This is a genomic window from Mycobacterium sp. TH-M82 (genome assembly GCF_057473605.1).
On the sequence record NZ_JBYCKY010000019.1, the window covers coordinates 1 to 9,362 of the forward strand.

At 64.1% G+C, this 9,362-nt stretch carries 7 protein-coding genes and 1 pseudogene; 3 read left to right on the plus strand and 5 right to left on the minus strand.

What is annotated here, in order from left to right; genetic code table 11:
- The 3 genes and pseudogenes from AC2VON_RS00565 to AC2VON_RS00575 all read left to right on the plus strand — a co-directional run.
- Window positions 1-309 (plus strand): annotated as a pseudogene (locus tag AC2VON_RS00565) (AAA family ATPase); the annotation flags it as partial.
- A 257-nt stretch (window positions 310-566) separates the two neighbouring features.
- Window positions 567-998, plus strand: coding sequence for an MmpS family transport accessory protein (locus tag AC2VON_RS00570; RefSeq protein ID WP_486951204.1), 432 nt, complete (start codon window positions 567-569; stop codon window positions 996-998).
- Window positions 995-3,868 (plus strand): MMPL/RND family transporter, encoded by a 2,874-nt coding sequence (locus AC2VON_RS00575; RefSeq protein ID WP_486951205.1) that lies wholly within the window; start codon window positions 995-997, stop codon window positions 3,866-3,868. The genes AC2VON_RS00570 and AC2VON_RS00575 overlap by 4 nt, the downstream gene beginning before the upstream one ends.
- An 18-nt stretch (window positions 3,869-3,886) precedes the next feature.
- Here AC2VON_RS00575 and AC2VON_RS00580 read toward each other — a convergent pair whose 3' ends face one another.
- The 5 genes from AC2VON_RS00580 to AC2VON_RS00600 form a co-directional block, all read right to left on the minus strand.
- Complete coding sequence (locus AC2VON_RS00580) at window positions 3,887-5,113, minus strand: MFS transporter (protein ID WP_486951206.1); 1,227 nt, start codon at window positions 5,111-5,113, stop codon at window positions 3,887-3,889.
- 45 nt (window positions 5,114-5,158) lie between these two features.
- A complete protein-coding gene (locus AC2VON_RS00585) occupies window positions 5,159-6,625 on the minus strand; it encodes a chloride channel protein (RefSeq protein WP_486951207.1) in 1,467 nt (488 codons plus the stop codon).
- Window positions 6,622-7,689, minus strand: coding sequence for an Mrp/NBP35 family ATP-binding protein (locus tag AC2VON_RS00590; RefSeq protein WP_486951208.1), 1,068 nt, complete (start codon window positions 7,687-7,689; stop codon window positions 6,622-6,624). Before AC2VON_RS00590 ends, AC2VON_RS00585 begins: the two co-directional genes overlap by 4 nt.
- Window positions 7,690-7,715: 26 nt before the next feature.
- Window positions 7,716-8,573 (minus strand): molecular chaperone TorD family protein, encoded by an 858-nt coding sequence (locus AC2VON_RS00595; RefSeq protein WP_486951209.1) that lies wholly within the window; start codon window positions 8,571-8,573, stop codon window positions 7,716-7,718.
- Window positions 8,570-9,362 (minus strand): molybdopterin dinucleotide binding domain-containing protein (locus tag AC2VON_RS00600; RefSeq protein ID WP_486951210.1); only part of this gene is annotated, 793 nt, incomplete at its 5' end. The genes AC2VON_RS00600 and AC2VON_RS00595, both read right to left, overlap by 4 nt.

Genomic DNA, 9,362 nt, shown 5'->3' on the forward strand with positions numbered 1-9,362 from the left:
ATCATTCCGATTGGCCCGCCGGATGCGACGGCCCGCACGGCGATGTGGGAACGATTTCTCGGTTCGGCCGCAGACACCGTCGATGTTGACGCACTGGTTGCCCAGACCGCGATGTTCACCCCAGCGGACATCGAGTTCGCTGCGCGCAAGGGCGCGCAGTTCGGATTCGAACGCGAAATCGAGTTCCGCCGCGGCGAAGCGGCGCAGACGTCGGACTATCTCCGGGCGATCAGCGAAACCCGCCCGTCGTTAACGCAGGCCGTGCTCACCGAGTTCGGCGAGGATACCGAGTTGTACACCCGGCTCTGATCTCGGCGGCTGAGCCTGGCCTAGCCTCGGCCTAGCCTGGCCCGCCTGAATCTGTGATGCGTCCTGCAAGTTGGACTGCAACTAGCGGGCGCAGCCCTTCGCTAGCATATACCCTATGGGGTATGGTATACCTCTGCAGGCGGCCCTTTTGGGACGAGCGCGCACGGCCGATGGAGGCAAACATGATAGCGGTGCCAGGCTGGTCGGCTGTTGTGGCAGACTTCCGCAGGGACGCGGTCACAGATGGAGAGGCTTGAATGCTGACCTTTCTCAAGCGGGTTTGGGTACCGATCGTTGTCGTGGTGGCAGCTGCTCTCGGAAGTGTTGCCGTTATCAACCTCCGTGGCGCTTTCGGTTCCGACGAGATTTTTTCGTGGACCGGCAGCGGCTCAGACGTGATCGAGTCGATCAATACCAAACGTGTCACGTATGAGGTTTTCGGTCCTGGTGGGGCGGCAGGGAGTGTGAGCTATCTGAATTCCGACAGCCAGGCGGAGCAGGCGGACTTCAGCAGTCTGCCGTGGGTTTACACGATGGCGACGACAGAGCCCGCAGTCATCGCCAACGTGGTGGCCCAAGGCAACGGCGACGGCATCGGGTGTCGCATCACGGTCAATGGTGATATCAAGGATGAGCAGTACTCTAACGGTCACCACGCGCAGGTCTTTTGTCTGGTGAAGGCCGCATGAGCGGCCAAGCAGACTCGCGCCCGGCCTTCATGCGGTTCGTGCGGAGCTTTGCCTGGCCGATCATCATCGCCTGGTTGTTTCTCACGGTTGCCATAAACGTTCTGGTACCGCAGATAGAAGTGGTCTCCAGAACGCATGCGGTAACGATGTCACCGCAAGACGCACCGGCCATGATCGCCGCAAAACGCATCGGCAAGACTTTCGAAGAGTTCGATTCCGACAGCATGGTCATGTTGGTCCTGGAAAGCAACGACGCACTCGGCCCACAGGCACATCGCTACTACGACAGCCTGGTGAAAGAACTGGAGGCAGACCACAGGCACGTACAGCATATTCAGGACTTATGGGGAGACCCGATCACCGCCGCCGGCGTTCAAAGCGGGGACGGCAAAGCCGCATATGCGCAGATCAACACGGCCGGCGACCAAGGCAGCACCTTGGGAAATGAGTCGATCGACGCGGTCCGCAAGATCGTCGCCGCCTCACCGCCCCCCGCCGGGGTCCGGGTGTACGTCACCGGTCAAGCCGCACTGACGACGGACATGACCGAGGCCGCCGACAAGAGCATGTTCAAAATGATGGCGGTGACCGGCGTGGTCATCGTGACCATGCTCGCCCTGGTCTATCGGTCCGCCAGCACCGTGCTTCTGGCCCTGGTCATGGTTGGCTTTGAGATGGGCACTGCCCGGGGGCTCGTCGCGTTGCTGGGCAACTATGACCTGCTGGGGTTTTCGACGTTCGTCGTCGCCATGCTGTCGTCGCTGGCTATCGCCTCGGGAACAGACTACGCGATCTTTCTCATCGGACGCTATCACGAAGCGCGTCAGGCCGGCGAAGACCGGGAAAGCGCCTGGTACACGATGTATCGTGGAACCTGGCACGTTATTTTAGGCTCCGGGCTCACGATTGCGGGGGCGTCATTGTGTCTGCACTTTGCCCGGTTGTCCTATTTCAAGGCGTTGGGTATTCCGTCGGCGCTGGGCCTGCTCGTGGTGATTGCAGGCGCGCTGACGGTCGGGCCGGCGGTTGTCGCCGTCGCTAGCCGGTACGGCCTGCTCGATCCGAAGCGGGTGGAGGGGCGCGGGTGGCGGCGTATCGGCACCGCGACCGTCCGCTGGCCGGGGCCGGTGTTTGTGGCAGCACTGCTTGTCACGCTCGCCGGCATATTGATGGTGCCGGGCATGAAGATCAGCTACAACGACCGCTACTACATACCCAGTGGCCTTCCCTCGAATATCGGCTACGATGCCGCAGAGCGCCATTTCAGCGCCGCCCGGATGAATCCCGATGTTCTCATGATCGAAGGCGATCATGATATGCGGAATCCCAGCGACATGATCATCCTCGACAGGATCACCAAGAACATCTTCCGCACACGCGGAGTGGAAAGAACACAAGGCATTACGCGGCCGTTGGGAAGCCCGATCGACCACACGTCGATACCGTTTCAGATCAGTATGCAGGCGGTCCCGATACAGGAAAACCTGCAATTCATGAAAGACCGGATGGCCGACATGCTGAAGATGAGCGATGACCTGGGCGCCATGATCGACTCCATGACGCGCCTGCGTGATCTGGTCGGGCAGATGAGCGACACGACCCAGCACATGGCCGATCACATGGTGGAAATAACGCAAATCGTCGATGAGATACGAGACCATATTGCTGATTTCGACGACGTGATACGCCCGATCCGTACCTATACCTACTGGGAGGCGCACTGTTTCAACATCCCGGTCTGCTGGGCGGCCAGGTCGGTATTCGACGCATATGACGGCATGGACCGATTCAGCGAGAACATGCGGCCGCTGCTCAACGATCTGGACGACCTGAACACGGTGCTGCCGCACATGGTTGAGCAGTTCTCCCCGATGATCGCGATCGCGAAGTCCATGCAGGGCAGCCTGCTGAGCATGCACAGCAGTTTCTCGGGGTTGGTCACTCAGATGTCGCGGATGACCGACACCGCGAGTGCGATGGGCCAGGCCTTCGACTCCTCGAAGGCTGACGACTACTTCTACTTGCCACCGGAAGCATTCGACAACCCGGACTTCCGGAAAGGCCTGAAGATCTTCTTGTCCCCGGACGGTCGAGCCGCGCGTTTTGTCATCACCTATGATGCGGACCCGGCAACTCCTAAGGGCATCTCCTTCGTGAAGCCGGTCCTCGCCGCCGCACACGATGCGGTGAAGGGCACCCCGTTGACCAGCGCCAAGTTCTATCTCACCGGGACGGCAGCGGTCTACAACGACATCCAAACCGGCGCGAAATACGACATCCTGATTGTCGGAGTGGCGGCGGTGACGCTGATCTTCATCGTCATGCTGCTGATCACCCGGGCGCTGGTTGCCGCAGCCACGATCGTCGGTACCGTGCTGCTGTCGCTGAGCGCCGCCTTCGGCCTGACCGTCCTCGTCTGGCAGCACCTTTTCGGCTTGGACCTGAACTGGATCGCCCCCGTTTTCGGGGTGATCATCCTGCTCGCCGTCGGATCCGACTACAACTTGCTGCTGGTCTCCCGCTTCCAAGAAGAAATCGGCGCGGGAATAAATACCGGCATCATCCGCTCGATCGGCGGCACGGGCTCAGTCGTCACCGCGGCGGGCTTGGTATTCGCCTTCACGATGATGTCCATGGTCGCCAGTGACCTGCACTCCATCGGCCAGGCCGGTAGCACGATCGGCCTCGGGTTGCTGTTCGACACCTTGATCGTGCGCTCGTTCCTGACGCCGTCTATTGCGGCGCTGTTCGGACGCTGGTTCTGGTGGCCGCAAAAAGTGCAACAGCGCCCGCCAAGATTCATGTTTCAGTCTGGCCGGACCAAGTCGGCTGGCTCGGATTCGGCTACCGAGGAAATTCCGACGAAATAACATTGCGTGGTCTCGTGCTCACGGCGGGGCGTCGGTGCCTTCGCCCGCCGGTTCGTGGGTCTGCAGACATGCGACGGTGTAGACGAGTTCGACCAACGCGGTAGCCACCAACAGCAGCAACCCAACGGTGTAGGTGTTGTGCACCCGATCGTAGGTCGCGCCCATCACCAGCGGCGGGAAGTAACCGCCTAACCCGCCGGCGGCCGAGACGATTCCGGTGACCGAGCCGACCGAGTCGGGCGGAGCGCGATGCGTCACCCACGCAAACACTCCGCCGGTGCCGATACCGAGCGAGAGTGCCAGCGTGATGAACGTCGCACCCGACCACAGATCCGGTGGCGGCCGAAAGACGGCGACGAACGCCAGCGCCGCGGTCCCCGCCAGCGAGGCCAGCACCACGTACTTGGGTGCGATGCGGTCGGCCAGTGCCCCGCCGACAGGCCGGGCCAGCACCGCGGCCAACGCAAACGCGGCGGTGCGGGCACCGGCATCGACCGGTGCGAATCCGTAGATGTTCTTGATGTAGGTAGGCAAGTAGGTGCTGAACGCGACGAACCCACCGAACACCAGCGCGTAGAGAAACGACATCTCCCAACTGACCCGCGACCTGGCCGCGGCGATGAGCTTCGGCACCACCGGAGCGGTGTTCGGGGTGAAATAAGGTCCATTTCGCATCACCGCGACACATAAGACGGCGGTGGCCACCAACGCCGTCGCGACCATGACATGGGTACTGAACAGGCCGAACGACCGTACGAACCGCGGGGTGAAAAACGCCGACAGCGCGGTGCCGACCATGCCCATACCGAAAACCCCCGTCGCAAAGCCGCGGCGGGCAGGTTCGTACCAGTTGTTGGCGAATGGGATACCGACCGCGAACACCGTGCCGGCCACACCGAGGAAAAACGCGGACACCACCAGCATGAGATACGACCCGGCGTTTGAGGCGGCCCCGACGGCCAAGACCGGACCGACCGAGCCGAGGGACACGGCGACGAACATGGTGCGACCGCCAAACCGGTCGGTCAGTGGCCCGGCGACGATTCTGCCCAGTGACCCCACTAGGATCGGGGTGGCTACCAATAGTGCTTCTTGGTTGCTGCTCAATGACATTCGCCCGGCGTCGCGAGTCCCCAACGGACCGACCAAGTTCCACGCCCAGAAGTTGATGGTCGAGACCCAGGTGGCTAGGGCCAGGTTCACGCTTTGCCGCGTCCCGATGCCCAGTCTGTCGGCTGGCTTCACTTCGCCCAGCCTAGCCCCACCGTCGGATGACAGTGCCGTCTACCGTCAAACACGCCGGGCGGCGTCGTCGCTTGACGTCCGAACTGGCGGTGACGATGCGAGCCGCACCGAATAGATGGAATGCCCGGCGATCCAGTGGGTGATCGCTGTGGCGAGCACCGTGGCGACAATCATCGGAATCGTCAGGCCCAGCCCGCTGTGCGTGAGCTCGAGCACCAGGACCGAGCCCGCCAGCGGGGCCTGCATTGCGGAGCCGATCGTCGCCGCCGCGCCGATCAACGCGTAGGCACCCAGCGGGCTGCCCGGCCAGATGAACCCCCATGCCAGCCCGAGGCAGCCACCCAGCACGGCGCCGGTGCTCATCACCGGGGTGAACAACCCGCCGGACGCACCGCTGCCCAGACACCCTGCGGTGACCAATGGTTTGAGCACACTCAATGCCGCCAACAGGCCCAGGCTGCCCAGGCCGAGGAAAGCGTCATGCGCCATGCCCTTGCCGTTCCCATACAACTGCGGCAACGCCAGCCCGATCAGCGCGAGCATCGAGAATGCGGCCAGCGGCGCGAAAAGTGATGGCCGGCCGGTGATCCGGTGTCGAGAAACCCAACCGATGAGCCAGACGTACGCCGCGGCAAATATCCCGATTATCGGGCCGATCACCGCCGCCCACACCAGAAGCCGTATGTCATAGGGGTAATCAGGTACATCAACATAGGTCGCATGGCGCGGCAGGTATATCCATGCCGCCACGGTGGACACCGCCGAGCATGCCAGCGCGGGCAGCACCACGGGCAGGTTCACCGAGCCGATCATGACTTCGGCGGCAAACAACGCGCCGCCGAGTGGAACGTTGTAGACCGCGGCTAAACCGGCGCCGGTGCCGCAGGCGACCATGAGCCGGTACTGCGTTCGCGACATGCCGGCCCAGTCGGACAACACGCTTCCCGAGACCGCTCCCAGCAGTCTGGGTGCGGCTTCGCGTCCCAGCGATGCGCCCAGGCCGATCACGATCTCTTGGATAACCGACGTACCCACACTGCGCCGCACCGAGAGTTTGCCTTCCCCGGTCCACAACACCTCGTCGGCCGCTGATGTCTTGCCGGGGGTGAAGCGGCGCAGCAGATACCAGGCTACGCCGCCGAACACCCCGGCGAACAGCAACGGCGTCACCCGTCGCCACCCGCTGGTCCGCGCGACGGCTTCGGAAAATCCACCGCCTTTGGTGCTGACGCCGAACGCAACGTGCTCGGCGGTGAACAAGATCAGCATCATCAGGTCAGCGAGCAACCCCGCCGCGGCTCCGGTGACCAATATCAGCAGCCAGAATTTCAGCGTGAGCGGTGCATCGCCGTCTCCGGTCGCATTGGGCTGCAACATTGTTCCGTGACCCCAGGGCAGGCGCTGCTGGACCAGTCTGACCGGGCCGCGCTTGCGGGGAGGCGCCGACCTGCTCCCACCTGACCCGGGATCTCCGTCGCGGGCCGCTGTCGGTTCGCCGATGGGATCGGTCATGATATCGGGGTAAGCCCGAGGGATCGGCCCACCAATGGCCTCCGTGCGGGCCGCAGACGCGCTGCGGTCGCGCAGAGCGCGAGCGCCGAGGCGCTTTCGGGACGCGCGACCACCACCGGGACGCCCCGGTCGCCGGAGTCGCGAAGCTCGACGTCTAAAGGTATCTGTCCGATGGCCTCGCAACCGATTTCGGCTGCCAGCTGCTCGCCGCCACCGGCGCCGAACAACGCGCTGGTCTGCCCGCAGTGCGGGCAGACCAGTTCGCTCATGTTCTCGATCACGCCCGCGACCGGCATCTGCACCTGCTTGGCCAGTGCTCCCACTCTGCTGGCCACCGAACGGGCCGCGAGTTGGGGGGTGGTGACCGCTACCAGTGCGGCGTCGGGCAGCAACTCGAGCACCGAGAGCGTCACGTCGCCCGTGCCCGGAGGCAGGTCCAGGATCAGCACGTCAAGGTCTCCCCAGAAGGTATCGTTGACGAACTGGGTGAGGGCCTTGTGCAGCATCGGACCGCGCCACACGATCGGCTCGTTGGGACCGACGAAGAAACCCAGTGACATCAAGGCGACGCCGTGCGCGTGAACCGGAAGCATCCGCCCGTTCATCGCGACGGGCGCGCGGTGCACTCCGAAGAGCTGAGGCACCGAGTATCCCCACACGTCGGCGTCGATGAGTCCAACGCGACGGCCCTGCCGAACCAGCGCCACAGCGAGATTTGCGGCAATACTGGACTTGCCGACGCCACCTTTTCCACTGGCGATCGCGTAGGTTTCGCGCGGGTCTGAGCTGGCGCGACCGTCGACTGCGTAGCGAGCGACGCGGTCGCGCTCGTCGGGCGACATCGTCGACAGTCTTACCTCGCAGCGCTTCACCCCAACGACCGCGTCGGCTGCGGCGGTGATATCGCTCCGAATCTGTTCGGACATTGGGCAGTTCGGGGTGGTCAAAGCGATATCGACCCGTACCCGGCCGCGACGGCCGACCTCGACGTGCCGCACCATGTCCAATTCACCGAGCCGACAACGAAGTTCCGGGTCGACAACGCTCTCTACGGCAGAGCGCACCTGAGAAGCAACGATCCGCCGCTCGGTCATGGCGCTGATTCAGCGAGGCCGGTGAATACCGCCGCACTGTACTCGGCGCGGGCAGCCCACCACCGCGAGGTTGGGTCGGTTCGCTCGCCGTGACGCACTACCCATGCTTGCGCGTACGCCGAGAGCCACCGCAGCGTGGCCCGCTTATCTTGGCCGAGCATCGCTTTCAGGGCGAACCGGCGTTCCCCGCGCCGGTATCCCACGCCGATAGCCGCTGCCCCGGCCGACAGCGCGTGGTGGGTGAGCACCATTCCGCATCTGATCGGTGTGACCACGGCGTCGAGCAACTCGTCGAATCCGCAATCGGTGTCCAGTGGATCAGTAGCGGTGCGAAGGGCCAGCGGCAGTTGGCCGAACGCCCGCACCCGCGGCTGCTCTTCGGTCAGCACCGCTAGGGCCAGTTCGGCCCACGCCGTGATCGTATCGCTGCCCAGATCCGCGACGGCGCAAAGATAACCCGGCGCCCAGGACCAGATATGTTCGAAGAACAGTGCGTCGGCGACGAACCGATCATGGTCATTGCCGGCATCGTGCAGACCGGCATAACACATCAGCAGCACACCGAGATGGTCGGCGTCAGCGGGTGGATCCACTCCGGCCGCGCGCCAGAATCCCTCGATCCGGTCGAGCCCGTGCCCGCCCAGCTTGCCCTCGGGGCCTAGGTGGATAGCCGCATGCGGCAGCGCCGCCAGTATGAAGGCCTCGGTGTGGTCGGCGGCGGTGATGCGGGGGAGTCCCAGGGCGTCGGTCACCCGATCGGTCGCTGGCGGCGGCGAGTGGGCGACCGCACCGAGCGCACGGAGCAATTCGCAGCGGTCGGTGGTAGCCGGCGCCATGAGGCCTGCCGTGGTCATCGGGCCGGGATCCGGTAGGCGTCGCCGGAGGGTTTGAGCGGACGCATCAGCCAGTACGGGCGGCGGGTTCGATCGGGTGTGACGGTCGGCGCGGTGCGCGTCATCGCCAGCCACTGGCGGTAGACGTCGCGCGCTTTGGCGGTGTCCACCCAGATGTCACCGGCCCGGTCATCGCGGCCCGCCGGTGTCACCCGCACCGCCTGGTGCCAGCAGTGCATTCCCGAGATCGGATCCGGCTGAACCGGGAACACGAGGTTTTGGTGCACCCCGGTGTCGCCCCACCAAATGCGTTGCGTATCAGGATCGCTGCTTGTGTAGGGTTCCACGGGCCGCAGTCTTCGCATCGACCAGGCGGGCCCGTTGCGGTCCAGGTCGACGGTGGCCATCATGGCGCGCGCCCCGTTCGGCTCGCCCGCGGTGCGCCAGCGTCCCATGTGATGACTGCAGGCGACCACGCCCGGGCGGATGCCCTCGGTGATCCAGGCTTTGGCGACGAAGTGCCCGATGGCGGTCTCGATCCGCACCAGCTCACCGGTTTTGGCAATACCGAACCGTTCCGCGTCGGCCGGGTGAATCCACACCGGATTCGTATGGGCCAGCTCGTCGAGCCATTTGGAGTTGGCGGTTCGGGTATGCACCTGTGTGGGTACCCGAAACGTCGAGAGCAGCACCACCTGATCGTCGGCGAGTGCATCGGGGTGAACGTGGCTTTTGATGTAGCCGGGCAGCGCGTGCTCGGGCCAACCCCATGCCGCAAGCGTCGACGAATAGAACTCGAGCAGACCCGAC